Below are 22,250 nucleotides of genomic sequence, written 5' to 3'. Positions count from 1 at the left end.
GTCAGCCGGCGAGCGGTGCCGCCCCGACGGTGCCGTGCAGGATGTAGCGCTTGCCGCCGATGCCGCGGACGCCCGGCATGTCGTTGGTGAGCTGGGTGGAGCCCATGGCCGTCGGGTCGGCGAGGAAGTCCAGGTGGGCCTGGTCCTCGGTGAACTCGGCGTAGTTCAGGACCCGGCTGCCGTCGAGGCTGTAGTGGAAGTGCGCCGAGAGCAGCCCCGGGGTGCCCTTGACCAGCGGGCCGTCCAGCAGCGCGTCGATGATCGCGCGCTGGGCGGCGCGGCCGTCGACGTCGAAGGTCGGGGCCACGATGCGGGTCGGGACGCCCTCGGTGTCGTAGAGGTTGCTGCGGTAGCGGTGGAAGGCGATGGGGGCGGTGCGCTCGATGTCCGCGCCGTCCTGCCCGAGGCCACGCAGCGTGACCGGCTGCTCGTACATACGGCCGGAGGCGCGGTACGCGTCCAGGCCCGTCCACTGCTCGTAGGTCCACACGTTCTCGCCGCAGGTGCTCACGTAGCAGGACTGCGAGAGCAGGCCCTCGGGACGGGGCGCGGCCGTCCACTCGGCGACGATCGCGTCGGCCACCGCGCGCTGGATCCCCGGGGTGCCCACGTAGAGCGGGGTGACGAGCGCCAGCTGCGAGTCGGCGCGGTCGATGTCGGGGAAGACGGGAGTGGTCATGATTCTTTCCTTGCTGTCGTGCTGGGGTGCCGGGCTCCCGTGCGCGGGGCACGGAAGGGGCGAAGGGTCGCGGGGCGCGCCGAAGTCAGCGGCTCCGGTTGCGGAGCGTACGCTCCGTCAGCTCCGGGATGATCTCCACGGGGCTGGGCAGCCGGCCCAGGTCCGCGCGGAGGGCCTCGGCGCCGTCCCGGAACGACGGCTCGTCGAGGAGGCGCAGCAGCGCCTCGCGCAGGGCCGCGACGGTGGGCTCCGGGTCCTCGATGACCAGCCCCGCGCCCTTGGCGGCGGCGTAGCGGGCGAAGTCCAGGTACTCCGAGCCGGACTTGGGCACCAGCAGCTGCGGCACCGCGTGCGCGCCGGCGGCCGACCAGCTGCCCGCCCCGCCGATGTGGAGGATCGCGGAGCAGGTCGGGAGGAGCAGGCTCATCGGCACGTACGGGACGACGCGCACGTTGTCCGGGACGCTGCCGACGCCTTCGAGCTGGGCCTCGTTGAGCGTGGCGACGAGCTCGATGTCGAGGTCGGCGACGGCGGCGAACACATCCGCCACGGAGACGCCGTTCTCCGCGAAGAGGTCGCGGCCGCTGGTGCCGAGGGTGAAGCAGACGCGGGGCTTCCCGGGGGTGCGGCGCAGCCACTCCGGGAGGGCGATGACGCCGTTGAACGGGACCGGGCGCACCGAGAGGTAGTCCAGGTCCAGCGGCAGGCGCATCCCCTCGGGCCACGGGTTGACGCTCCACTGGCCGACGAGGAGGTCCTCGTCGAAGTCGACGCCGAAGCGGTCCAGCAGCGGGCGCATCATCCCGGCCATGAGGTCCGGGCCCGCGCCGCCGTCCGTGCCGCCGTTCGCCGCGTGGCCCTTGAGGTACTCGGCGCGGAGCCAGCCGAAGCGGTCCAGCCCCCACAGCAGGCGGGCGTGGGCGGCGCCGCAGGCGCGGGCCGCGATCGGGGAGGGGAAGAACAGCGGGTCCCAGAGCACGAGGTCGGGCTGCCACTCGCGGGCGAAGCCGACCATCTCCTCGGCGATCCCGGCCGCGCCGGGCACCTCCGGGCCGGTCGCGTCGGCCGGGTAGTACATGGCGTACGAGGCGACCAGGTAGTGGCGGATCATCGGCCAGAGGTTGCCGTCGGAGGGGTCGACGTCCGTGGTGCGGGCGATGTCCTCCAGCACCTCGTTGGTGAAGGTGTCCCCGACGGCCGTGGCCAGGTCGATGGGCCCGCCGAGGGGCACCGCGGCCAGGCCCGCGCCGGTGATCGCGGCGACCGTGCCCGGGTGGTCGTGCGTCACCACCCGCACCTCGTGGCCCGCGCTCTGCAGGGCCGCGGCCAGCGGGGCCATGATCATCACATGTGAGGTGACCGGCAGGACGGTGAACATGATGCGCATCTGCTTGCTCCTTGTGTGGCCTGGTTGCGGGGCGGTGCCCGTACGGGCGGTCGCCGGTTGCCGGTTCCGGCCGCCCGGCGGGAGCGCGTCCCGCCGGGCGGTCCGGGGGCGGCGGCGCCGCACCGGGGGCGCCGCCGCGTAGCTCACGAGGTGACGGCCCCGGCCTCCGTCCCGGCGGTGTCCTGCGCGCCGTCCGGTGTCCCGTCCTGCGTGCCGTCCGGGCGGCCGGTGTCGCGGAGCAGCACCGCCACGGCGGCGGCCAGCAGGACCACGACGACGGCGCAGACGAGGGCGACGACGTGCAGGCTGTCCAGGAACGCGGACCGGGCCGCCGCCAGAAGCTCGTCGCCCACCTGCCGGGGCAGGTCGGCGGCGGCCTGCACGGCCCCGCCGAGCGACTCCTTGGCGGACTCGACCGTGCCGGCCGGGACCTTGGAGAGGTCGCTGTCCTCCGTGCCCGCCTGGTAGACGGCGCTGCCGATGCTGCCGAGGACGGCCAGGCCCAGCGCGCCGCCGAGCTCGTTGCCGGTGGAGGTGATGGCCGACGCCGCGCCGGCCTCCTCGGGCCGGGTGGCGCTCACGGCCATGGTGGTGCCGAGGACGCCCATCGCGGACAGGCCCATGAACATCACCACGGTGCCGCAGACCAGCACCGGCAGGCCCGACTCGTCGACCTGGGTGATGATCAGGAACCCGGCGGCGGCGACCAGCAGGCCGAGCGCCATCACGTACGCCGGGCGGACGCGCCGGGCGAGGTTCGGGGTCAGGAGCGCCACGGGGATGCCCGCGAGCGTCATGGGCAGCGTCCACAGGCCCGCGTCCAGCGGTGAGAGGTCGTGGACGAGCTGGAGGTACTGGGCGGCGAAGAAGTTGAGGCCCATCATGACGCCGGTGTTCAGGACCAGCGCGAGGACCGCGAGGTTGAACCGGGCGTTCTTGAACAGGCTCAGATCGAGGAGCGGGTCGGTGGCGCCGCGCTGCCGGCGGACGAACGCCCAGCCGACCAGCAGGCCGGCGACGAAGACGACCGCGGAGAGCACCGTCACACCGTGCTCGGCGGCCTGCTTGACCCCGAAGACCACGGCCAGCACGGCCACCAGCGACATCAGCGCGCTGACCAGGTCCACCCGGCCGGCCTCGTCGGCCCGGTACTCGGGCAGCAGCCTCGGCCCGAAGACCAGCAGCAGCACCATCACGGGCACGCCCATGAGGAACACCGAGCCCCACCAGAAGGCGTTGAGCAGCGCGCCGCCGACCAGCGGCCCGAGGGTCGCGCCGGCCATGAAGCTGGTCATCCAGATGCCGATGGCGCGCGAACGCTGCACCTCGTCGTGGAACATGTTGCGGATCAGGGCCATCGTCGACGGCATCAGCGTCGCGCCCGCGACGCCCAGCAGGCCGCGCGCCACGATCAGCATGGCCGGGCTGGTGGCGAAGGCCGCGAGGACCGACATCGCGCCGAACGCGGCGGCGCCGAAGAGCAGCAGCTTGCGGCGGCCGATGCGGTCACCGAGGGTGCCCGCCGTCACCAGGCTGCCGGCGATCAGGAAGCCGTAGACGTCGACGATCCAGAGGAGTTCCGTGCTGCTGGGGCGCAGGTCCTCGGTGAGGGCGGGGACGGCGAGGTGCAGCACCGTCAGGTCCATCGAGACCAGCAGGGTCGGCAGGGCCAGCATGGCCAGCCCTATCCATTCCCTCCTGCCTGCCTTGGCCGGAGCAACCACCATGGAGAACCTCTCTTTCGAACAAATGCGATCCGCCCCCGGTGGAGGGCGGCGCAGGGGCCGTATTCCGCTGAAACCCGGCCCCCGGGGTTTCGGTGGTCGGCCCGGTGAAGCGTAAGGACGAGGACTTGTGCCGCCGCCGGTTCCGTATTTCACCGGCTACCGGAGGACATGCGTCCGCGATCGACCATCTTTGAAAATTCCGGTGGTCTCAATAGGCGCCGGTACAGAGGCAGGTCAGAGATCGATAAATCTTGGAAAGACCTGCCGGGCGCGGGAACCCCGTCCTCGATTCGACTCGAATCGGCGGGAAATGGCGAGGAGAGAGCGCCGGGCACCGACGACGGAATGGGCGCTCTCTCCCCGCCGGTATTTTCCGCCGGATCGCCCTGGGGAATTCCCTCAGGCCCCGAGGCTCCGGTGGAGGTGGTAGCGCTTGAAGCCGATGGGCCGGACCCCCGGGGTGTCCAGGGAGAGCCGCAGCGACCGGCGGCGCGTGGTGCCGTCGAGGAACGCGACGTGCGCCTCGTCGCTCGTCCACTCCGCGAAGTTCATCACCCGCGTGCCGTCCACGCTCAGGTGGAAGTGCGCGGCGATCAGACCCGCCTGGTGCTCCGCCGGAGTCGCCTCCAGATGGTCCACGACGGTGTCCACGATGAGCCGCTGGCGGTTCGCGCCGTCCACGTCGAAGCTGGCGAGGGCCACGGTGCCCGGCACGCCCGCCGCCGGGTCGATCACCGCGCTGCGGTCCGGGCGGAACGCGATGGGCTCGGTCCGCGCGGGCCCGGCGGGCAGGCTGCGCAGGAACGGCCGGTAGACGTCGTCGTTGGCGCACTGCGCGTACGTCAGGACGGTGTCGTGCTCGGTGCTCAGGTAACAGGAGAGCGAGAGGATCCCCTCGAACCAGGGGGACCGCTCCCACGCCGACACGACCTCGTCGAGGACGGCGCGCCCCTGCTCGGCCCCGTCGACGAACCAGTGGCTCATATAGACCGTGTGCACGTCGGGGCGGGTGATCTCCGGCCCGGTGGACAACTGGACGGTGGGAACGGTCATGGTCACCTCGGGCTGTGAGTGGTGGAGTGGTGGCCGGCCGGAGGGGTCCGTACCGGCCCGGCCGGCGGAACGCGGCCGGCTCAGACGGAGGGTTCGCCGAACCAGCGGCGCAGCACCGGCTCCAGGTCGCCGTCGCCGCTCACCCAGGCCACATAGCCGTCGGGGCGGATCAGCACGGCGGCGGGCTCGGCGGGCTCGCCGGGCGCCGGGTCGTAGGCGGCCCGCGCGCTCACCACGTCCAGGCGGTCCGCCCAGCCTCCGGCGGTCTCCGCCGCGCCCCGGTCGTCGCCGAGGACGAGCAGCACACCGCGCGCGGTGTGCAGCAGCTCGGTGCTGGTGGCCTTCTCCCCGTCGGCCAGGACGAGCCGGGTCTCCGGCATCCGGACGCCGAGCAGCGGGTGCGCGCCGGCACCCACGTCGTAGCGGATGTCCAGGCCGCTGACCAGGCCCGCCAGATAACGGGCCGCGTCCTCGCGGCGGAACACCTGGGTGAGGACGTCGCGCAGCGGCTGCATCTCGTCGCCGCCGAGGAACAGCGTCGCCTGGGCACGGGTGTTCTTCAGCAGCTCCGCGCCGACCGGGTGGCGCTCCGCGTGGTACGTGTCGAGGAGGTCCTCGCCCGCGCCGCCGGTGACCACGGCGCCGAGCTTCCAGCCGAGGTTCACCGCGTCCTGGATGCTGACGTTCATGCCCTGACCGCTGGCGGGCAGGTGGATGTGGGCGGCGTCGCCGGCCAGCAGCACCCGGCCGCGCCGGTACTCGCTCGCCTGGCGCGACGCGTCCGTGAAGGAGCTCACCCACAGCGCGGTGGCGGTGGAGATGTCGTCACCGCTGACCCGCTGCCAGGCGTCCGCGACCTCGGAGAAGGCGGGCGGGCCGGTGCGCGGCTCGGGCGTCATGCCGTGCTTGTAGACCACCACGCGCATCCGGTTCTCGCCGAGCGGCGCGGCCAGCAGCATGCCGCCCGGGCGCCGGGAGCCGGACCACAGCTTGGGCAGCTCGAAGTTCTCGACGTCGGCGAGGAGCAGCTCGGCGGTGGCGTCGGTGCCGGGGAAGGCGAAGCCGCCGAGCCGCCGGACGGCGCTGCGGCCGCCGTCGCAGCCGACCAGGTACGGGGCGGTGAGCCGCACCTCGCCGGCCGGCGTCCGCACCGTCACCTCGACGTGCTCGCCGGTGTCCGTGAGGCCCGTGACCTCGTGGTCGCGGCGGATGTCGACGCCGAGCTCCGCGGCCCACTCGCCGAGCACCTTTACGGTGTGCGCCTGCGAGACGCCGGTGACGCTGGCGTGGGTGCCGCCGCCGACCGCGAAGTCGATCGGCACACTGCCGAAGTGGCCGCCGGGCGAGCGGTTCAGGTCGCCGAACCGGGGCAGCAGCCCGCGCTGGTCGAACACCTCCAGGGTGCGCGCGGTGAACCCCATGCCGCGGGATTCGACGTGGGAGTCGCTCTCCCGCTCCAGTACGATGACGTCCGCGCCGGCGAGGCGCAGTTCCGCGGCGAGCATGAGCCCGGCGGGGCCCGCTCCGACGACGATGACGTCCGTGTCCATGGCTTCTGACATCTCTCCCCCGTAGTGGAATTCTTCGGACCGGCCGGCGGGCGGTCCGCGACGCGCGCTCCGCCGGAACTCCGGCGAGTCGTCCGCGGTGCGTCATGGCTGGTCGCGCGGTTCCCCGCGCCCCTTCGGGGCGCTGCCGGACCGCGCCGGACCTCGCCGGGCCGGCTCAGTCGGTGGTCGTGGAAATGGTGATGGCGCCGGTCGGGCAGCAGTCGGCGATGTCCCGCAGGAGTTCGAGACGGCCGGCCTCGTCCGGGCCGTCCGCCGTGTCCTGCCGCGCGACGGCGATGCCCTCGGCGTCCAGCCGGAACATCTCCGCGGCCATCACCTCGCACAGTCCTGCGCCGAGGCAGAGGTTCCGGTCGACGTGGGCGGTGGCTCGCATATGGCTCTCCTTCGCGCCGGGCCCTCGTCCGACGACTTTGGCGATCGGCTGTTCTGCGGGCGGCCGGGGCGCGGGCGGCGGTCCGCCGCGGTGCGCCCCGTCGCCCGGACGTGCGGTCAGGCCCGGTTCGTGGCCGAGGTGGTGACCGGCAGGGCGGTCAGCCGGCGGATCGCCCAGCTGTCGATGTAGCGCAGTTCGTCGCGCGGGACGTCCAGGGCCAGGTCCGGGAAGCGGTCGAAGAGGGCGTGGATGGCGATCTCGCCCTCCAGGCGCGCCAGCGCCGCGCCCATGCAGTTGTGCAGGCCGTGGCCGAAGCCGACGTGCCGCTTGCCGGTGCGGGCGATGTCCAGCGTCTCCGGGGCCGGGAAGCAGCGCGGGTCCCGGTTGGCGGCCAGCAGGCCGGCGATCACCGGCGCGCCCGCGGGCAGCTTCACGCCGGCCAGCTCGGTCTCCTCGGTGGTGACGCGGAACAGGGCGGTGCTGAGGGCGCCGTCGTAGCGCAGCAGTTCCTCGACGGCGTTGCCGGCCAGCTCCGGGGACCTGCGCAGCAGGCCGGCCTGGTCCGGGTGGTCGAGCAGGCCGAGCACGGCGTTGCCGATGAAGCCGCGCACGGTGTCGCTGCCGCCCATGATGATCGCGGCCACCATGCCGACGAGCTCGTCCTCGTCCAGCCGGTCGCCGTCGTCGTCGCTGGTCTGGATCAGCGCCGAGGTCAGGTCCTCGCCGGGGTGCAGCCGCTTCTCCGCGACGAGCTCGGCGGAGTACTCGCAGATCCGGCCGAAGGCGGCGGGCGCCTCGTGGATCAGCGCGGGGTCGGACGGGAACGCCTGGTTGAGCGCCTCGACCAGCTCGCGGTGGCGCTCGATGCGGAAGCCGAGGATCTCGCCGAGCGTCTTCGCGGCGACCTCTCCGGCGTAGTCGTCCATGACGTCGAAGCCGCCGCGCTCCGCGCACTCGTCGAGGGTCCGCGCGACGATGCCCCGCACGGTCTCCCGCCACTCCTGCACCCGGCGGGTGGTGAAGGGCTTCATCGCCAGCCGGCGCAGCCGGGTGTGCACGGGCGGGTCGACGACCGCGATGCCGCGCTCCAGGATGGTGCCCGCGGCGGCGACCAGGCCGGCGGCCTTGAACTCGGGCGTGGCGTAGGTGGCGGCCTCCGCGCTGTACCGGGGGTCGGCCAGGACGGTCTTGACGTCCTCGTACCGCGTCACGATCCAGGTGGGCACGTCACCGACCGGGAACCGGAACTCGTGGACCGGGGAGTTCTCCTGGAGCCAGGTCAGGGTGGGGTACGGGTTCTGGTAGTACTCGGGGGAGAACAGTGCGGTCGGGGGTCCCGATATTGCCGCCGGCGTCATGGTCGGTCCTCTTCTCTGGCGTTCTCTGGAAGTTCTGGGGGCTGGGCACGGCGAAGGCGTCAGAGCCTGTTCCAGGCGTCGGTGTCGGGCGCGAAGAAGTGCAGCAGCTGGGGGATGAACGCCCCGGCGCGGCCCGCGGCGCCGACCAGCCCGTGGACGTACCGGGCCAGCTTCTCGACGTCGGCCTCGCCGAGGAACGCGTACGGCTCCCGGTCGAGGCGGTCCGTCTCGCGCTCGACCTCCGCCCGGACCTCGGCGCCGCGGGCGGTCAGCGTGCCGTCGCCGGCCACCAGGCCGCGCGCCCGCAGCTCCGCCTCGGCCGTGGCCCACTCCTCCTCGGTCCAGCCGCGCTGGGGCATGACGATCTCCTTCGCCATGCCGAGGTCGCTGGCGCAGTCGATGACGAGCGCGTGGACGCCGGTCAGCTCGAAGCGGGCGAGCGCGGTGACGTGCCCGTCGCCCCGGTACTCGCGCAGCAGGGTCGCCGCGTGCCACAGCGCGATGTGCGGCTCCTCGGGCCGGTCGAGGGCCGCGTTCGCCGCGAACAGCGGGCGCCCGGGGAACCGGCCGGCCGCGGCCGCGCGGGTGGCGAGCGCGGCGGCCTCCGCCATGGCGTCCGACCGGACGACGTCCGTGCCCAGCAGCCGCTCCAGGGCGGCGCCGGCGGACCTCAGCCGCGCCTCGACGGCCCGCTCGGGCGTGACCAGGTCCCACAGGGCGGGCACCCGCTCCGCGACGAAACCCGGCGCGAAGGCGTTGCAGACGGCGGTGACGACGGGCGCCCCCACCACGCCGAGCGGCGACACGCGGCTCGCGAGATAGACGCCCGACGGGTCGGTCACGCCGAATTCCGCGAGTTCCTTCGCGAGGTCGTCGGTGAAGTAAGGAATCGCATGCAGCGAATTCAGCGCGTGTGCGCATCGGCGGGCATAGGAAGGGGCACCGGTCGGCGTTGCAGTCATGACACCCTCAAGTACGTCGGGGAGCAGTTCCGGACACCCGACCAGGGGCGGCGGGTCTTTTCCCGGGACTTCGAATTCCAGAGACCGTCGGCTGCCGGCCGTTCATGAATCCGTAATTCACGGGAAACAGCGAATAGCTTCCCCGGGGATCATGGCGTGCGGCAAGAAAGTTGACGAAGGGGTGACGTGCAATGACAGAAATTTGTCCGCGCTGGAGGAACCTCTGTCCCGGGTCTGCCCTGAGGGGTCGGGACGCGGGTCCGGGAGCCGGGAGGGCGGGGTCCGGGGGCGGCGGAGGGGCGGGTGGCTGCCGTGTGGCGGGGGTGGCTCCGGGTGACGGCGCCGCGGGAAAATGCACGCGTGACACGAACGCATGTGGCCGCTTTTGTCGCTTATGCGGGTGGTTTGGGCAGCGCCGGTTCCTGCGTTCGCGCAGGGGATCTTCACTCCTTGTGATGATTGATGTTCCTTCCGCGCTCAGAGACGCGGGACACCCCTCTCCGGACTCGTGGTTCCGGCATTCACTCGGGAGATGCCATGCAACGATCCGTTCCACTCCGCCGACGCCTCGCCGCGTTCGCGGCCGCGGCTCTGGCCGCGCTGGCCGCCGTGGTGCTCACCCCGGACGGTGCCCAGGCCACCGCGGCCCGGCCCGGCGCCGTACGGGCCGACGACCCCCGGCTGGACGTCACCATGTCGGCCCTGAACTCCAGCGATCCGATCCCCGGTACGGCCTGGGGCCCGGATCCGGCCACGGGCCGGGTCGTCGTCACCGCCGACCCCACGGTCACGGGCGCGAAGCTGGACCGGCTGAAGGAGGTGCTCAAGCCCCTCGGCCAGTCCGTGGAGCTGCGGAGAACCACCACGGAGCTCCGGATGTTCCTCGCGGGCGGCGACGCGATCTACGGGTCGGAGCGCTCCAGCGTCAGGGCGCGCTGCTCGCTCGGGTTCAACGTCAAGCGGGCCGGTAAGCCGGACGCCTTCCTGACGGCCGGGCACTGCGGCAACCCGATCAAGAGCTGGTCCACCACCGACAGCGGCCCGGAGATCGCTCTCGTCCCCGCCGGCGGGTCGAGCTTCCCCGGTGACGACTACGCCATCGCCGAGTACACCGCCGTCGTCGACCACCCGAGCCAGGTGAACCTCTACAACGGCAGCACACAGCCGATCACGGGCGCCCATGACGCGGTGCTCGACGAGAACGTCCAGCGCAGCGGCTCCACCACCGGTCTGCGCTCGGGCCGGGTCACCGGGCTCAACCGGACGGTGACCTACCCGGAGGGCCGGGTCTCGGGCCTCACCGAGACGAACGTCTGCGCCGAACCCGGTGACAGCGGCGGCGCCTTCTTCGCCGGGACCGAGGCCGTCGGCCTCACCTCGGGCGGCAGCGGGGACTGCACCAGTGGCGGCACCACCTTCTACCAGCCGGTGAAGGAAGCGCTGTCGGCGTTCGGCGCGACCATCGGCTGACGGCGTGACCATCGGCTGACGAGCCGAGACCCGGGCACCCTCACCGCCGTGTCCACCCCGTGTAAACACGGCGGTGAGGGCGAGCCCGCTCCGTCCGTAGCCGGTAACGGGGAGGCGTGGAGGGCGGGTCGCGCGTTCCCGGTCAGACGTCGAAGGCCCGCAGCCTGACCGAGGCCGTGTCCTCGTCCTCGTAGGTCACCTCCAGCTCGACGTGGGACGCCTCGCCCGCGGGCCGGTCGGTCTCCTGGGAGTTGGTGAACTCCAGATCGGCGGAGGAGAAGCCGGACACCTGGCGCGTCCGCGGGAACGCCTCCCGCAGCCGCGCCGCCACGTCCTCGCGCGGCATGCGGAACTCGACGGTGTAGCCCTGGTTCAGCCAGCCCCCGTCGTCCACGCACTTCCGGTCCGTGGCCCCCTCGGGCATCCGCCCGCCCGCGAAGGACACGGCCTTCCCGCAACCGGTCCCGTGCGGCTCGAAGATCTCACCGGTCACCACGCTGCGCACGACGAGGCCGATGTAGACGAGCGGGGCGAGGACCACGACCGTGACGATGCCGCGCGTCACCCACTTCCGGGTCCGGCTGCGGGGCGGGACGACCGGTGGCGGGAAGCCGGTCTGCGGGTGCGCCGGGAGGGCTGTGTCCTCCGGGGGCGCCGTGTTCTCCGGGGTCGCCGTGTCTTCAGGGTTATCTGCCATTACATGCCGTTCTTCCGGTATTCGATCGGAAAGTATGCCGTAATGACGGAAGGGCGCTTCCCCTTGCGCCCGGTCTGTTTGCACCGGCCGCCGGCTCGGGTAATGTGACGGCTCAGCAGTGATCGAACTTTTCGACCCAGGAGGTGAGACCCATTACCGCAGTCGCAGGCCGGGTGCTCTCCTCCCTCAGCTGTACGGTCGTCTCTCTCTAAGACCACCGCGAGAGCGCCCTTCGGTTTCCCGGAAGGCTCTCATGTCTCTTTCTGTTTCCCCCGCGTTCCCCTCGTCGCCCTCGCTTTCCCTGCCCGCCGTCATTCTCCGGCTCCGGGCCGTCGGCTGTGTCTTCGCCGAGGACGAGGCGGAGTTGCTCTTCTCCACCGCCCGTACGCCCGCCGAGCTCGCCGCGATGGTGGAGCGGCGCGTCGGTGGCCTTCCCCTGGAACACGTGCTGGGCTGGGCCGAGTTCTCGGGGCTGCGGATAGCCGTCGACGAGGGGGTGTTCGTACCGCGCCGCCGTACCGAGTTCCTGGCCCGGGAGGCCCTCGCCCTGGCGCGGCTCGCCCTCGGTGCGGCCCGCCCGGCCGGTACCGCCGGCCCGGCCGCCGCGTCCTCGCGCGCCGTCGTCGTCGACCTGTGCTGCGGATCCGGCGCGGTCGGCGCCGCGCTGGCCGCCTCCCTGGCGCGGATCGAGCTGTACGCGGCCGACATCGAGCCCGCCGCCGTACGCTGCGCCCGGCGCAACATCGGTGCCCGTGGGCTCGTCTACGAGGGGGACCTCTACGCGCCGCTGCCCGCCTCGCTGCGCGGCCGGGTCGACGTCCTGGTCGCCAACGCGCCCTATGTGCCCACCGAGGAGATCGAGTTCCTGCCCCCGGAGGCGCGGATCCATGAACCGAGGGTCGCGCTCGACGGCGGGACCGACGGGCTGGAGATCCAGCGGCGGGTCACCGCGGAGGCGGCGGAGTGGCTGGCGCCCGGCGGTCACCTCCTGGTGGAGACGAGCGAGCGGCAGGCGCCCCGGACCGCGGCGGCGTTCGCCCGCGACGGCCTGGTGCCGCGCGTGGTGAGCTGTGACGACCTCGACGCGACCGTGGTCGTCGGCACCCGGCCGGTCCCCCGGAGGGGCGCGGGCGGGGCCTCGGTCCGGGCCTTGAACCAGCCTGCTGCCCGGCCCGCTGCCCTGCCCTCGGTCCGGCCTGCTGTCCGGCCCCCGGTCCGGCCCCCAGCCCTGCCCGCTGCCCGGCCCGCCGTCGCCATTCCTGTCGGCGCTCGGTGAGTCGTTCGTAGGGCCTCTCCTGGCTGTGAGAGGGCTTCCGCGGGCCGTTCCGGCCCCGCTGCCTGAACGTTTTCGCCGTCCGGGTGCCGGGTCCGTTGAACCGGTTTACGGAATTGGCCGAATTTGGGCCGGAACGGTTCTCCCCTTGGGGCGCTTGGGATCCCTGGCTGCGCGAGCGCGTCCTGAGGGGCGCGAGGCAGGGGCTTGAGGGCGTGGTGGGGGTTTATTCCTGAGTGGTCATGCTTGCGAGGGAATAGCGAGCGGCGGGTGGTTCGCCGGGGATTCGGTGGGCAATTCTGAGGTTGCGACGTCGGAAAGTTCGCCGGGCGGTCGGCCAACCGCTCGGCAGTAAGCAGTAGTTCCGTTCCGTGTTCTGGAGGAATTGATATGGCAAGCACCCGCACTGCTCGCGTCCTCGCGACTGTGGCCGCCCTGCCCATGGCGATCATGCTCTTCTCCGGTGTCGCCTCGGCCGACGACGGCAACCAGCTGGCGAACCGCGGTTCCAACGCCGCGGCCGCCGCCATCGTGGGCAGCGGCGTCGGGGGTACCAACCACGGCAACTCCACCACGGGCCAGCAGCAGGCGACCGGCACCGGTGCCTCGAACCAGAACAACACCGCGAGCGTTGTCGGCGCCCACGACACCGCCATCCGCCAGGAGAACGTCTCGGTCACCTTCACCAACTGGTGGTAGGCCGCCCCTCGTGGTCAGCCACGAGATGACCGGGTGAATGTGGACAGGGTCTGGTGATGGTGCGCGACGGCACTCCGGTGCCGTCGCGCGGCCATGGCCGGATCCGCAGCACGGGTGCGGGGTCGCCGAGCCGCCGGCGGCCCCGCACCGCTGTGTCTCCCGCCGGGTCGACCGCCGGGGCCCGGGCCCTCGTTCTTGACATCCCGAGTTTTTCTGACGGACAGTCAGAAAAACTTGGAGGGACCCATGAGCGACCCCACCACGCCCCGCTTACGGCCGCCGCGGCCGGAGGACCTCAAGGTCTTCGAAGGGCTCCCCGCTGCCGTCTCCGGCCGGGCCAAGGACCCCGTCAACGCGCCCATGATCAGGCACTGGTGCGAGGCGATGGGCGACCGTCACCCCGCCTACACCGGCCCCGGCGCCGTCGCCCCGCCCACCATGCTCCAGGCATGGATCATGGGCGGCCTCTCCGGGCACGGACCGCGCGACGCCCACGCCTACGACCGGCTGCTCGCCCTGCTCGACCGGGCCGGGTACACCGCGGTCGTCGCCACCGACTGCGAGCAGGAGTACCTCCGGCCGCTCCGCCCGGGTGACGAGCTCACCTTCGACGCCGTGATCGAGACCGTCTCGCCCCTCAAGAGGACCCGGCTCGGCGCCGGCCACTTCGTCACGACGCGCACGGAGATCCGCACGGCGGGCGACCTGGTCGGAACGCACCGGTTCCGGATCCTCAAGTACGCGCCCGCGGCGCACCCGGCGCCACGGCCGGAAGGAGCGGCGGCCGGGCGCTCGTCCCCGGAGGGGCCCCGGCCCGAACGCCCGCGCCCCGTGATCAACCGCGACAACGCCGGTTTCTGGGCGGGCGTCGCCGCCGGTGAGCTGCTCATCCAGCGCTGCGCGGCCTGTGCCGAGCTCCGCTTCCCCTGGCTGCCGGGGTGCGGCCGCTGCGGTTCGCCGGACTGGACGACCGTCCGGGCGTCCGGAGCCGGACGTGTCTTCTCGTACGTGATCATGCACCATCCGCCCTTCCCCGCCTTCGACCCCCCGTACGTCGTCGGGCTGATCGAACTGGCCGAAGGCGTAAGGATTATCAGTAATCTCATCGGTACGGAGCCCGACCGCGTACGTATCGGGACGCCGGTCGAGCTGGAGTTCCTCCAGGTGGACGCGGGGCTGCGGCTGCCCGTATTCCGGGCCCTCCCGGACGGGGCGGGCGCATGAGGCCCGGCGACGAACTGCCCCCGCTGTCCGTACCCGTCACCCGTACGCTGATCGTCGCGGGCGCCCTCGGCTCCCGTGACTTCCAGGACGTGCACCACGACGCAGAAGCGGCCCGCGCCAAGGGCTCTCCCGACATCTTTATGAACATCCTCACCACCAATGGTCTGGTGGGCCGGTACATCACCGACCATTTCGGTGCCGAGGCGACACTGCTGAAGGTTTCGATCCGGCTCGGGGTGCCCAACTATCCAGGCGATGTCCTGGCGTTGAGCGGAAGGATCGTTTCCGTGAATCCTGACCGGGTGGCCGGCCGGTGTGCCGTCGAGGTCGCCGTCACCGGGATGAACCGGCTCGGGCGCCATGTGTCCGGCACCGTCCGGGTGTCGGTGCCCGCGGAGGAGCCGAGCGGGGGCCCGGGCGCGGGAGCCGGGCCCATGGGCACGTTCCCCGGGGCCGGCGCATGAGCGCCCGGCGCGGGTGCGGCCTCTCCGGCGCGGCCGCCGTCGTCGGCATCGGCGCCACGGAGTTCTCCAAGGACTCCGGCCGCAGCGAACTCGCCCTCGCGGCCGAGGCCGTGCGGGTCGCCCTCGCCGACGCCGGACTCGGGCCCGGCGACGTGGACGGCCTGGTCACCTTCACCATGGACACCAGCCCCGAGATCGCCGTCGCCCAGGCGGCCGGCATCGGGGAGCTGACCTTCTTCTCCCGGATCCACTACGGCGGCGGCGCGGCCTGCGCCACCGTGCAGCAGGCCGCGCTCGCCGTCGCGGCGGGCGCGGCGGAGGTCGTGGTCTGCTACCGCGCCTTCAACGAGCGCTCCGGACGCCGCTTCGGCGCCGGGGTCCAGCGGCGCGAGCCGTCGGCGGAGGGCGTGGCCCTGGGCTGGGCGCTGCCCTTCGGGCTGCTCACGCCGGCGTCCTGGGTGGCCATGGCCGCCCGCCGCTACCTGCACACATACGGTCTGACGCCCGAGGCGTTCGGGCACGTCGCCGTCACCGGCCGCCGCCACGCGGCGACCAACCCGGCCGCGTACTTCCACGGCAGGCCGATCACCCTGGCCGACCACGCCGCCTCCCGGTGGATCGCCGAGCCGCTGCGGCTGCTCGACTGCTGCCAGGAGACGGACGGCGGGCAGGCGGTCGTCGTGACCTCCGTCGACCGGGCCCGTACGCTCCCGCACCCGCCGGCCGTGATCGTCGCCGCTGCCCAGGGCGCGGGCCGGGCGCAGGAGCAGATGACCAGCTTCTACCGGGACGACCTGACCGGCCTGCCCGAGGCGGGCGCGGTCGCCCGGCAACTGTGGCGTTCCAGCGGCCTGACCCCGGGAGACATCGACGTGGGCATTCTCTACGACCACTTCACACCGTTCGTGCTGATGCAGCTTGAGGAGTACGGATTCTGCGCCCCCGGCGAGGCCGCCGGCTTCGTCGCGGCCGGCGCGCTGCCGCTCAACACCCACGGCGGCCAGCTCGGCGAGGCGTATCTGCACGGCATGAACGGGATCGCCGAGGCGGTGCGCCAGTTGCGCGGCACCGCCGTGAACCAGGTTCCGGGGGCCGCGCGGGTGCTCGTCACCGCGGGGAGCGGTGTTCCCACGTCCGGGCTGCTTCTCGGGGCAGACGGATGAACCGAGGGCGTGTCAGCGGGGGAGCCCGGTCCGGGGCGCCTATCACTCGGCGTATGGACCGACTGGACCGCCTAAGGAAGATCATCGGATTTCTCGTCGCTCTGACGGTCGCCCTGGCGCAACTGGTCGGCGGCGTCCAGCCCGCCGCGGCGGACGACAGGGGCGATCCGAGCTCCGAGGGGGCGGAAGTCTTCAGGGGCTGGGGCTTCGACACCTGCCAGGCCCCCTCGCTGTCCGCCATGCGGGCATGGCGGGCCTCCGACTACCGGGCCGTCGGCGTCTACTTCGCCGGCCGGGCCCGCGCCTGCCCGCGCCAGACGTACCTCAGCGCCTCCTGGCTGGCCGACGCCGACGACCTCGGCTGGCGGATGCTGCCGATCTTCGTCGGCTCGCAGTCGCCGTGCGTCAAGACCGGCCGCAAGCGGGGCTTCTCGATCAGCGACTACGACCCCTACGGCCAGGGCGAGGAGGAGGGCCACGAGGCCGCCGACCGGGCCGGGGCGCTCGGCATCGCCCGCCGCAGCCCGCTCTACCTGGACATGGAGGCGTACGACCACCGCAACTCGTCCTGCGCCCGTACGACCCTGTCCTTCGTACGGGGCTGGAGCTCGACCGTGCGCAGCCGCGGCTATCTGGCCGGCTTCTACAGCAGCGCCGACTCCGGCATCCGGCACATGGAGCGGGCCCGCCGCGGCGGCACTGACGGGCTGCCCGACCTGATGTGGTTCGCCCGCTGGCAGGTCCCGGCCTCGACCTCGGGCGAGCCGGTGCTCTCCCGCTCGGCCTGGACGCCCCACCGCCGGATCCACCAGTACCGGGGCAACGTCACCGAGACGCACGGAGGCCGCCGGATCACCGTCGACCGCAACCTGGTGGACGCCCCGGTGGCGATCATCGACTGACCGCCGCCGGGGCCGGGCGCGGGGGCGGAGCGGCACCACCGGTCGGGGCCGGTGGACACCGCTCCGCCCCCGGCACCCCGAGGCGGTCCCTGAGCACCCTCCCCCTCCAGGAGGTGGGGGTAGCACCACCGGTACGACCTGAGGCGTACCGCCCTTCGGCACCTGCGGGCGATCCGCCGGGTACGGGTGCGCTTCTAGCGTTAAGGCATGACAGCCACCACGACGTCTGTGTGCACCAGCGCATCCACCGCCGTGTACCCGTCGTTCTCCTCCTACGTACGGGCACGCGGACCGGTGCTGCAGCGGACCGCCCGCTCCCTGACCGCCAACCCGTGCGACGCCGAGGACCTGCTGCAGACGGCGCTGACCAAGACGTATCTGGCGTGGGAGCGCATAGAGGACCACCGGGCCCTGGACGGCTACGTCCGCCGGGCCCTGGTGAACACACGGACCTCGCAGTGGCGCAAGCGCAAGGTCGAGGAGTTCCCCTACGACGATCTCCCCGAGCGCGAGGCCATGGCCGCGCCGGACCCGGCGGAGGCCCAGGCGCTGCGCGACGCGATGTGGCGTGCCGTACTGCGGCTGCCGGTGCGGCAGCGCGCGATGGTCGTCCTCAGGTATTACGAGGACCTCACCGAGGTGCAGACGGCGGAGCTGCTGGGGGTCTCGGTGGGGACGGTGAAGAGCGCGGTGTCACGTGCGCTCGGGAAGCTGCGGGAGGACCCGGAGCTCTCCCGGGCGGCGTAGCGGCCGGCCCGGCCGCTGCCTCGGGCCCGAGCGCTGTCCCGGCCCCAGCAGGCCGGTGACCTGCTCCAGGACGTCGACTCCAGTACTGCCCGTGAAGACCCGGGCGCCCGCGGGCAGGGGGCCGGTGGTGAACGCGGCGGCGAGGGCGTCCGCGCCGTCCGGGGTGAGGTGCATGGGGATGTCCTCGGCGCTCACCTTGGTCAGGTAGAGCTTCAGCCGGGCCGTCGGCGAGGTGAGGACGTCGAGCCACCGGCCGCGGTGGACGGCCGAGATGACCATGGTCCTGTCCGGGGTGACCCGGGCCACCAGGCTCTCGAACACCGCCAGCCGCCGGCCCCGGCGGAAGGCGAAGCCGCCCCCGCCGGCCGCGCCCCCGCCGGAGAGATCCGGGTTGATCCGCCCGCCGGTCTCCACGGCGGCCCGCACACACGCGTGTCCCCTCTCGGTGACCAGCGTGGCCGGTGCGACGGCCGCCAGCCTGATCCGCGCGGCACGCAGGGCGGCCGCGGAGGCGTCGGTCAGACAGAAGGTGACCGGCGTCCCGGCGGGAGCCGCCGCGTCGGCGGTCTGCGGGGCGGACGTGGCCACGGCGGCCAGCGAGGTCACGGCGACAGCGAGAGCGCGGAGGCGGTGCTTCGTCACAGCGGGCTCCGGGGGGTTCGGGTTCGGCCGCGTCCGGTGGCGGCCGCGCCTGGCCAACGCGGCCCGGCCGCGCGCGTCACGCCCCACCCGGCCCGCGTCAGCCGGGCGGCGTAAGCCCGTCCCGCCCCGCTCAGGCCCAGGGGTCGGTGAACGACCGCCCGGGGACCGGCTTGGCGATCAAGGCGACGGAGATGAAGAAGTTGACCTGCCCGATGGCGATGGTCAGGGTGGCGAGCGCCTTCTCGTCGTAGTGCCCGGACACCTCCGCGTACAGCTCGTCGGAGACCCGCTCACCCTGCGCGGACGGCTGGAGCACCGCCTCCACCAGCGCCAGCGCGGCGCGCTCGGCGGCGGTGAAGTACGGCGAGTCCTGCCAGGACGACACCGAGGTGATCCGCTCCTCGGACTCCCCGGCCTTCCGCAGGAACCCCGTGTGCAGGACGGTCAGATAGGTGCTCCCGACGATCTGCCCGGCCCGCAGCTGCACCAGACTGATCGTGGCCCGCGGCACGGAGTTGTTCCCGGTGGCCTTGAACAGCGCCGCCGACACCTCCTTCAGCTCGGGCACGAGCTCGGTCGGGTCCTGCGCCATCCGGGGGCGCGCCGGGATCTCCGCGGTGATGGAACGTGTGGTCATTGTGGTGTTACCTCCGCGTTTCGTATGGCTTTCACTCCACTGACGGATGGGGGCGGGGGAATGTGACCGGGGGACGGGAAAAGTACACGGGCGTTCGCCGAACGGCAGGTGGTCGCCCAGGTCTTCGGCGCCGCGCCCGGTCTCGTCCGCTCCGGGCGCCGGGCGGAACGGACAGCTCGCGAGCACTGCCGGGGCGGCCGGAGGTCGCGGCACCCATTCGGCCGCTCAGGGAGGGCATCCTTTCTCCCTCTCCTGGATGCTTATGTGGTGTATCCGGTCGGCCCGGCACTCTCAGGAACTCCGTCCGCACATGTTCGGCGAACGGGGGCCTCCGGAGCCGGCGCGGAAGGCCGAGAGTTCGGGCCGGCACCTGCCCGCTGAGGAGCTCGAATGACCAGAAGACCTGCGATAGCGCTTGGCGTGCTCGCCCTCACCGGGATAGCCGGAGGGGCGGCCTGCGCTCTGGGCGCCCTGACGCTGAACTTGATCGCCGCCGAGGGCGAGTGCGAGGTCTTCTGGCGCAACGGCGACGTACAGTTCAAAACCAGCACACCGGGCACCTCTCGGAACTCGTTCACAGTGAAGGCCACCAGTGGCTCGGTCGAGATATCGGGTGATCCCGCCGCTCTCGCGACGGATCCTGTCGCGCTCGCCAAGGCGATCACCTACAGGGGCGCGGGCACGGGCGGCTTCGAACTGAGCACCGCCGATGGAAGAACGGTCGCCGTGAGCGAACCGGACGGAACGCTGCCGACCGGCGGTGTCTCGTTCGTCGTCAAGTCGCCGGAGAACCCCGCCGGAACCCGGATTCCCGTCTTCAGCTATCCGGCCCCGGCGACGCTGCAGCCGGAGTTGCACCTGCTTCCAGTGGTCAGCGTCCAGGTGCACGTCATCACTCCTGTCGATTTCACCCCCGAATTCGCTGCGGTCCTGAACGACGCGTTCGGCCCGGTAGCGAAGGGGGGCGACAAATTCGCTTTCTGTACGGGTGATTTCAACGCCTGACGTCATCGGTGATCATCGGATGGCCGCCTTCGGCCGGCCCGCGTTCTCCGGTCGATCGCACAGGGAGGTTCTGTGACAGACATCCAATACGCCTCGAACCGTTCTGCCCGTCACGGCCTGGCCCCCACTCCGCACCCCCCATGGGTGGAGGCCATGCTTGCGGAGCTGCAGACCGACTGGGACGCGGTGCTGGGTTCGCGGCACTTCGCAGCGGTCAGGGAGCAGAAGGTCTCCGATGAAACACTGCGGCGCAGTTTCATGGATTTCTTCTGCATCGTGGAGGCGTTCCCCAGGTACATGGGCGCCTGCCTCGCGCGAACGACGTTCGGCCTTCGGCCCGGCGACCTTGAGGCCCGCAACTGGCTCATCGGCAACATCCGCACCGAGGCATCGCATGCTCAGTGGTACCTCGACTGGGCGATGGCCAGCGGTGTGACGTATGAGGAGATCGTCACCCACCGCCCCGGTCCTGAAGCGGGCGCGCTGTACGAGTACCTGTGGTCGGTGTCCAACCGCGGCACGCTGGCCGAGGCGTTCGGCGCCGTCAACTACGCGATCGAAGGCGTGACAGGCCAGTGGAGCCGCCTGGTCCTGCCTGCCGTCCGACACCGCCTCGACGGCAACCCACGCGCCCTGCGCTGGCTGGAGGCGCACGCCGAGTACGACGACGCGCACCCGCGTGAGGCCCTGGAGCTGGTCAAGCTGACCGCGGGGGACGACGAAACCCGGGAGAAGGCGAAGTTCGCCACCCGCAGGTCGCTCCAGCTCTTCCGCCGCGCGCTCGACGCGCTCGGGTGAGGGCTCACCGGCCGATGGTCGTCGGAGCACCGCCCTCATGCAGGAACACATTGTCGGCGCGGACCGGGCGACGGAGCAGCCGGCAAGCGCAACCGGGTCCCTTGCCTCCGTACGGGGCAGAGTAATGGGAGTGGGTTTATCGTGTCCGGTCGGTGCCCCCACGTTCTTGATCCGACCGGCCGTGATCTCGTCGGCGAAGCCGAGCTCCTGCGGAAACAGGGCCCTGCCGCTCTGGTGGAACTGCCCGGCGGAATCACGGCCTGGTCGGTCACCCGCCATTCCTACGTCAAACAGGTGCTGCGTGACCCACGGGTTTCCAAGGCTCCCAGGCAGCACTGGCCGGCCTTTGCCGACGGACGCATCGGAACGGACTGGGCGCTGTACCACTGGGTGTCCCTGGAAAACATGATGACCGCATACGGAGAGGACCATGCCAGGCTCCGCCGGCTGGTCGCGCGAGCGTTCACCACGCGGCGCACGGAGGCGATGAGGCCCCGCGTCGAAGAAATCACACGAGACCTTCTGGCTGCCTTGGACCGCGTGCCGGCCGGGCTGGAAGTGGACCTGCGCGCAGCCTTCGCCCACCCACTGCCGATCCGCGTCATCTGCGAACTCTTCGGTGTCCCCAAGGAGAGCCGGGCAGCCCTGTGCGCCGGAGTGGACGAATTCATGCGCACATCGGCGTCCGCCGAGGAGGCCGGGGCGGCCTGGCGAGCCGTGTACGCCGTGCTGATGCGTCTGGTGGCGACCAAACGGGCCAGACCCACGGACGACCTGACGTCGGCTCTGATCGCTGCCCAAGCCGACGGCGATTCCCGGCTGGGGAACCAGGAGTTGATGGACACCCTGCTGCTCGTGATCGGCGCGGGTCACGAAACGACCGTGAACCTCCTGGCCAACACGATCGCCGAACTTCTCGCTCACCCGGATCAGCTGGAGCTGGTCCGGGGCGGACGCGCATCCTGGCGGGATGCCGTGGAGGAGACACTGCGAGTGAGGGCGCCGATCGCCTATATGCCTCTGCGATATGCCGTCGAAGACATCGATCTGGACGGTGTGATGATGCGCAGAGGAGACCCCATCATGATCTCCTACGCCGCTGCCGGACACGACACGGACCGTCACGGGGCGAATGCCCGGGTATTTGACATCACGCGCGCGACACGACGGAACCATGTGGCCTTCGGGCACGGAGTCCACCACTGCCTGGGCGCGTCACTGGCACGCATGGAGGCCGAAATCGCCTTGCCCGCCATTTTCGACCGGTTCCCGCACATGGCGTTGGCCGGCTCCCCGAGCTCCTTGGAGCCACTGGAGTCGTTCATCGCCAACGGCTACAAGACTCTCCCTGTGACATTGAAGTCGGCCTCTGCCTGAGAGGCGCCGCCACGTCACCGGTGCCGGCATGGAGAAGAAGCG

General features: G+C 71.9%; 22 protein-coding genes. 11 read left to right on the top strand and 11 right to left on the bottom strand.

Features of this window, described 5'->3' with window-relative positions; all coding sequences use genetic code 11:
* Position 1 precedes the first annotated feature (1 nt).
* From AF335_RS12415 to AF335_RS12380, 8 genes are all read right to left on the bottom strand, one after another.
* A complete protein-coding gene (locus tag AF335_RS12415) occupies positions 2 to 679 on the bottom strand; it encodes a monooxygenase (protein WP_102918377.1) in 678 nt (225 codons plus the stop codon).
* 85 nt (positions 680 to 764) lie between these two features.
* Positions 765 to 2,066: a nucleotide disphospho-sugar-binding domain-containing protein gene (locus AF335_RS12410; RefSeq protein ID WP_102918376.1), complete on the bottom strand. Its 1,302-nt coding sequence runs from the start codon at positions 2,064 to 2,066 to the stop codon at positions 765 to 767.
* A gap of 143 nt (positions 2,067 to 2,209) precedes the next feature.
* Positions 2,210 to 3,793 (bottom strand): MFS transporter, encoded by a 1,584-nt coding sequence (locus AF335_RS12405; protein WP_102918375.1) that lies wholly within the window; start codon positions 3,791 to 3,793, stop codon positions 2,210 to 2,212.
* A 399-nt stretch (positions 3,794 to 4,192) separates the two neighbouring features.
* A complete protein-coding gene (locus AF335_RS12400; protein WP_102918374.1) occupies positions 4,193 to 4,846 on the bottom strand; it encodes an antibiotic biosynthesis monooxygenase in 654 nt (217 codons plus the stop codon).
* An 80-nt stretch (positions 4,847 to 4,926) separates the two neighbouring features.
* Entirely contained in the window at positions 4,927 to 6,396 is a 1,470-nt protein-coding gene (locus AF335_RS12395; protein ID WP_102918373.1) for an FAD-dependent monooxygenase, read from the bottom strand.
* A gap of 175 nt (positions 6,397 to 6,571) precedes the next feature.
* Positions 6,572 to 6,790, bottom strand: a complete 219-nt coding sequence (locus AF335_RS12390; RefSeq protein ID WP_102918372.1) for a ferredoxin — start codon at positions 6,788 to 6,790, stop codon at positions 6,572 to 6,574.
* A gap of 116 nt (positions 6,791 to 6,906) precedes the next feature.
* Positions 6,907 to 8,148, bottom strand: coding sequence for a cytochrome P450 (locus tag AF335_RS12385; RefSeq protein WP_102918371.1), 1,242 nt, complete (start codon positions 8,146 to 8,148; stop codon positions 6,907 to 6,909).
* A 59-nt stretch (positions 8,149 to 8,207) separates the two neighbouring features.
* Positions 8,208 to 9,110: an SCO6745 family protein gene (locus tag AF335_RS12380; RefSeq protein WP_102918370.1), complete on the bottom strand. Its 903-nt coding sequence runs from the start codon at positions 9,108 to 9,110 to the stop codon at positions 8,208 to 8,210.
* Positions 9,111 to 9,647: 537 nt separating this feature from the next.
* On the opposite strand from AF335_RS12380, the gene AF335_RS12375 reads away from it, so the two are divergent.
* The gene (locus AF335_RS12375) at positions 9,648 to 10,580 is read left to right on the top strand and encodes a S1 family peptidase (RefSeq protein ID WP_228773293.1); all 933 of its coding nucleotides are present in this window, start codon (positions 9,648 to 9,650) and stop codon (positions 10,578 to 10,580) included.
* A 142-nt stretch (positions 10,581 to 10,722) separates the two neighbouring features.
* Here the strand turns inward: AF335_RS12375 and AF335_RS12370 are convergent, their stop codons facing one another.
* Entirely contained in the window at positions 10,723 to 11,277 is a 555-nt protein-coding gene (locus AF335_RS12370) for a hypothetical protein (protein WP_102918368.1), read from the bottom strand.
* Positions 11,278 to 11,530: 253 nt separating this feature from the next.
* On the opposite strand from AF335_RS12370, the gene AF335_RS12365 reads away from it, so the two are divergent.
* The 7 genes from AF335_RS12365 to AF335_RS12335 all read left to right on the top strand — a co-directional run bounded on the left by AF335_RS12365 (position 11,531) and on the right by AF335_RS12335 (position 17,749).
* Positions 11,531 to 12,553 carry a putative protein N(5)-glutamine methyltransferase gene (locus AF335_RS12365; protein ID WP_102918367.1) on the top strand — a complete coding sequence of 341 codons (1,023 nt, stop codon included), beginning with the start codon at positions 11,531 to 11,533 and terminating at the stop codon, positions 12,551 to 12,553.
* Between the two features lie 387 nt (positions 12,554 to 12,940).
* Positions 12,941 to 13,249, top strand: a complete 309-nt coding sequence (locus AF335_RS12360; protein ID WP_102918366.1) for a hypothetical protein — start codon at positions 12,941 to 12,943, stop codon at positions 13,247 to 13,249.
* Positions 13,250 to 13,495: 246 nt separating this feature from the next.
* Positions 13,496 to 14,473, top strand: a complete 978-nt coding sequence (locus AF335_RS12355) for a bifunctional MaoC family dehydratase N-terminal/OB-fold nucleic acid binding domain-containing protein (RefSeq protein WP_102918365.1) — start codon at positions 13,496 to 13,498, stop codon at positions 14,471 to 14,473.
* Positions 14,470 to 14,937 carry a MaoC family dehydratase gene (locus AF335_RS12350; RefSeq protein WP_102918364.1) on the top strand — a complete coding sequence of 156 codons (468 nt, stop codon included), beginning with the start codon at positions 14,470 to 14,472 and terminating at the stop codon, positions 14,935 to 14,937. The genes AF335_RS12355 and AF335_RS12350 overlap by 4 nt, the downstream gene beginning before the upstream one ends.
* Positions 14,934 to 16,100 carry a lipid-transfer protein gene (locus AF335_RS12345; RefSeq protein ID WP_102918363.1) on the top strand — a complete coding sequence of 389 codons (1,167 nt, stop codon included), beginning with the start codon at positions 14,934 to 14,936 and terminating at the stop codon, positions 16,098 to 16,100. Before AF335_RS12350 ends, AF335_RS12345 begins: the two co-directional genes overlap by 4 nt.
* Positions 16,101 to 16,153: 53 nt before the next feature.
* The gene (locus tag AF335_RS12340) at positions 16,154 to 17,002 is read left to right on the top strand and encodes a DUF1906 domain-containing protein (RefSeq protein ID WP_102918362.1); all 849 of its coding nucleotides are present in this window, start codon (positions 16,154 to 16,156) and stop codon (positions 17,000 to 17,002) included.
* Between the two features lie 207 nt (positions 17,003 to 17,209).
* The gene (locus AF335_RS12335) at positions 17,210 to 17,749 is read left to right on the top strand and encodes a SigE family RNA polymerase sigma factor (protein ID WP_102918361.1); all 540 of its coding nucleotides are present in this window, start codon (positions 17,210 to 17,212) and stop codon (positions 17,747 to 17,749) included.
* Here AF335_RS12335 and AF335_RS12330 read toward each other — a convergent pair.
* Together AF335_RS12330 and AF335_RS12325 are read right to left on the bottom strand one after the other, a co-directional pair.
* Entirely contained in the window at positions 17,696 to 18,391 is a 696-nt protein-coding gene (locus tag AF335_RS12330; RefSeq protein ID WP_102918360.1) for a hypothetical protein, read from the bottom strand. The genes AF335_RS12335 and AF335_RS12330 overlap by 54 nt on opposite strands.
* Positions 18,392 to 18,521: 130 nt before the next feature.
* Complete coding sequence (locus AF335_RS12325; protein ID WP_184744026.1) at positions 18,522 to 19,028, bottom strand: carboxymuconolactone decarboxylase family protein; 507 nt, start codon at positions 19,026 to 19,028, stop codon at positions 18,522 to 18,524.
* A 390-nt stretch (positions 19,029 to 19,418) separates the two neighbouring features.
* Between AF335_RS12325 and AF335_RS12320 the strand changes: the two genes are divergently transcribed.
* The 3 genes from AF335_RS12320 to AF335_RS12310 all read left to right on the top strand — a co-directional run bounded on the left by AF335_RS12320 (position 19,419) and on the right by AF335_RS12310 (position 22,208).
* Positions 19,419 to 20,033, top strand: a complete 615-nt coding sequence (locus AF335_RS12320; protein ID WP_146045506.1) for a hypothetical protein — start codon at positions 19,419 to 19,421, stop codon at positions 20,031 to 20,033.
* A 153-nt stretch (positions 20,034 to 20,186) separates the two neighbouring features.
* Complete coding sequence (locus AF335_RS12315; RefSeq protein WP_102918358.1) at positions 20,187 to 20,831, top strand: iron-containing redox enzyme family protein; 645 nt, start codon at positions 20,187 to 20,189, stop codon at positions 20,829 to 20,831.
* A gap of 234 nt (positions 20,832 to 21,065) precedes the next feature.
* Entirely contained in the window at positions 21,066 to 22,208 is a 1,143-nt protein-coding gene (locus AF335_RS12310; RefSeq protein WP_342353955.1) for a cytochrome P450 family protein, read from the top strand.
* Positions 22,209 to 22,250 lie beyond the last annotated feature (42 nt).

The organism is Streptomyces eurocidicus, assembly GCF_002891295.1.
Taxonomy (GTDB): domain Bacteria; phylum Actinomycetota; class Actinomycetes; order Streptomycetales; family Streptomycetaceae; genus Streptomyces; species Streptomyces eurocidicus.
Note: the sequence above shows the minus strand (reverse complement) of the source record. Positions and strands in the feature narration are given on the sequence as shown.

What these genes read in the sequence shown, in the direction of transcription:
- AF335_RS12415 (WP_102918377.1), bottom strand. Translation starts at nt 679, where the DNA reads ATGACCACTCCCGTCTTCCCCGACATCGACCGCGCCGACTCGCAGCTG.
- AF335_RS12410 (WP_102918376.1), bottom strand. Translation starts at nt 2,066, where the DNA reads ATGCGCATCATGTTCACCGTCCTGCCGGTCACCTCACATGTGATGATC.
- AF335_RS12405 (WP_102918375.1), bottom strand. Translation starts at nt 3,793, where the DNA reads ATGGTGGTTGCTCCGGCCAAGGCAGGCAGGAGGGAATGGATAGGGCTG.
- AF335_RS12400 (WP_102918374.1), bottom strand. Translation starts at nt 4,846, where the DNA reads ATGACCGTTCCCACCGTCCAGTTGTCCACCGGGCCGGAGATCACCCGC.
- AF335_RS12395 (WP_102918373.1), bottom strand. Translation starts at nt 6,396, where the DNA reads ATGGACACGGACGTCATCGTCGTCGGAGCGGGCCCCGCCGGGCTCATG.
- AF335_RS12390 (WP_102918372.1), bottom strand. Translation starts at nt 6,790, where the DNA reads ATGCGAGCCACCGCCCACGTCGACCGGAACCTCTGCCTCGGCGCAGGA.
- AF335_RS12385 (WP_102918371.1), bottom strand. Translation starts at nt 8,148, where the DNA reads ATGACGCCGGCGGCAATATCGGGACCCCCGACCGCACTGTTCTCCCCC.
- AF335_RS12380 (WP_102918370.1), bottom strand. Translation starts at nt 9,110, where the DNA reads ATGACTGCAACGCCGACCGGTGCCCCTTCCTATGCCCGCCGATGCGCA.
- AF335_RS12375 (WP_228773293.1), top strand. Translation starts at nt 9,648, where the DNA reads ATGCAACGATCCGTTCCACTCCGCCGACGCCTCGCCGCGTTCGCGGCC.
- AF335_RS12370 (WP_102918368.1), bottom strand. Translation starts at nt 11,277, where the DNA reads ATGGCAGATAACCCTGAAGACACGGCGACCCCGGAGAACACGGCGCCC.
- AF335_RS12365 (WP_102918367.1), top strand. Translation starts at nt 11,531, where the DNA reads ATGTCTCTTTCTGTTTCCCCCGCGTTCCCCTCGTCGCCCTCGCTTTCC.
- AF335_RS12360 (WP_102918366.1), top strand. Translation starts at nt 12,941, where the DNA reads ATGGCAAGCACCCGCACTGCTCGCGTCCTCGCGACTGTGGCCGCCCTG.
- AF335_RS12355 (WP_102918365.1), top strand. Translation starts at nt 13,496, where the DNA reads ATGAGCGACCCCACCACGCCCCGCTTACGGCCGCCGCGGCCGGAGGAC.
- AF335_RS12350 (WP_102918364.1), top strand. Translation starts at nt 14,470, where the DNA reads ATGAGGCCCGGCGACGAACTGCCCCCGCTGTCCGTACCCGTCACCCGT.
- AF335_RS12345 (WP_102918363.1), top strand. Translation starts at nt 14,934, where the DNA reads ATGAGCGCCCGGCGCGGGTGCGGCCTCTCCGGCGCGGCCGCCGTCGTC.
- AF335_RS12340 (WP_102918362.1), top strand. Translation starts at nt 16,154, where the DNA reads ATGGACCGACTGGACCGCCTAAGGAAGATCATCGGATTTCTCGTCGCT.
- AF335_RS12335 (WP_102918361.1), top strand. Translation starts at nt 17,210, where the DNA reads ATGACAGCCACCACGACGTCTGTGTGCACCAGCGCATCCACCGCCGTG.
- AF335_RS12325 (WP_184744026.1), bottom strand. Translation starts at nt 19,028, where the DNA reads ATGACCACACGTTCCATCACCGCGGAGATCCCGGCGCGCCCCCGGATG.
- AF335_RS12320 (WP_146045506.1), top strand. Translation starts at nt 19,419, where the DNA reads ATGACCAGAAGACCTGCGATAGCGCTTGGCGTGCTCGCCCTCACCGGG.
- AF335_RS12315 (WP_102918358.1), top strand. Translation starts at nt 20,187, where the DNA reads ATGCTTGCGGAGCTGCAGACCGACTGGGACGCGGTGCTGGGTTCGCGG.